The sequence below is a fragment of the Streptomyces sp. KR55 genome (genome assembly GCF_052245645.1).
GTDB classification, from domain to species: Bacteria; Actinomycetota; Actinomycetes; order Streptomycetales; family Streptomycetaceae; genus Streptomyces; species Streptomyces flavusporus.
In genome coordinates, this window is record NZ_JBQQCE010000957.1 from 1 (window position 1) to 1,005 (window position 1,005).

Sequence of the window (1,005 nt, forward strand, 5' to 3'; positions counted from 1 at the left end):
CCGTCGCCAACGTCGGGTCCGCCAGCAAGGACTTCTGGGCAGGGATGCGCATCGGCTGGGTGCGGGCGGCACCGGACGTGATCCGCAGCCTGGTCGCCGCGCGCGCCTACGCCGACCTGGGCACGCCGGTGCTGGAGCAGCTCGCGGTGAACTGGCTGTTCGGCACCGGGGGTTGGGAGCAGGCGGTCGCGGTGCGCCGGGAGCAGGCCAGGGACAACCGGGACGCCCTGGTCGCCGCGGTGCGCCGGGAGCTGCCCGGCTGGGAGTTCGAGGTACCGCGGGGCGGGCTCACACTGTGGGTGCGCGCGGGTGGCCTGTCGGGCTCGCGGCTCGCGGAGGCGGGCGAGCGGGTCGGGCTGCGGGTGCCGTCCGGGCCGCGCTTCGGAGTGGACGGGGCCTTCGAGGGGTATGTGCGGCTGCCGTTCACCGTGGGGGGTGCGGTGGCGGAGGAGGCGGCGGTCCGGCTGGCGGCGGCGGCTCGGCTGGTCGAGAGCGGGGGGACCGTGGGGGCGGTGGCGCCGGGGTCGTTCGTGGCTTGAGGAGTCTCGGGCAGCCGCCCTGGCGGCACGGGGGCTGCAGAGCCCCGGGCTACGTCCGTGCCTTGGACCTCTCCGCCCCCACGGCCTCCGCGGATACCGGCTCCGGCTCCGCGGGCACCCGCTCGGGCTCCGCGTCCGCCGGTGTCGTACGCGGCGGCAGGAGGTCCAGCACCGCCTGGCGGTGGACGTCGCTCGTCGCGTCGTCGTAGGGGTCGGGCGTCGCCGGGACCTGGAGGCGCAGGACCGGTCCCGTGCCCAGCCGTGCGTAGCCGCGGCCCGGCGGAACCTGGGGGACCGGCGTGGTGTGCGGGGGCGCTCCCAGGACCGCTTCGAGCTGCTCGGCGGTGGCGGTGCCGAGCACGACCCGCGCGCGCGTGTGCTGCCGTACGGGGTCGCTGAGGGCGTCCAGGCCGTCGAACTGCTCGGCCACGACCACCGTCACATTGGCGGATCGGCCGGGCCGGAG

General features: G+C 76.9%; 1 protein-coding gene and 1 pseudogene. One reads left to right on the top strand and one right to left on the bottom strand.

The window, feature by feature from the left end:
- A partial coding sequence (locus ACTWQJ_RS51780; protein WP_443313265.1) for an aminotransferase class I/II-fold pyridoxal phosphate-dependent enzyme occupies window positions 1-539 on the top strand: 539 nt, incomplete at its 5' end.
- A 49-nt stretch (window positions 540-588) separates the two neighbouring features.
- On the opposite strand, the pseudogene ACTWQJ_RS51785 reads toward ACTWQJ_RS51780, so the two are convergent.
- Window positions 589-1,005 (bottom strand): annotated as a pseudogene (locus ACTWQJ_RS51785) (hypothetical protein); the annotation flags it as partial.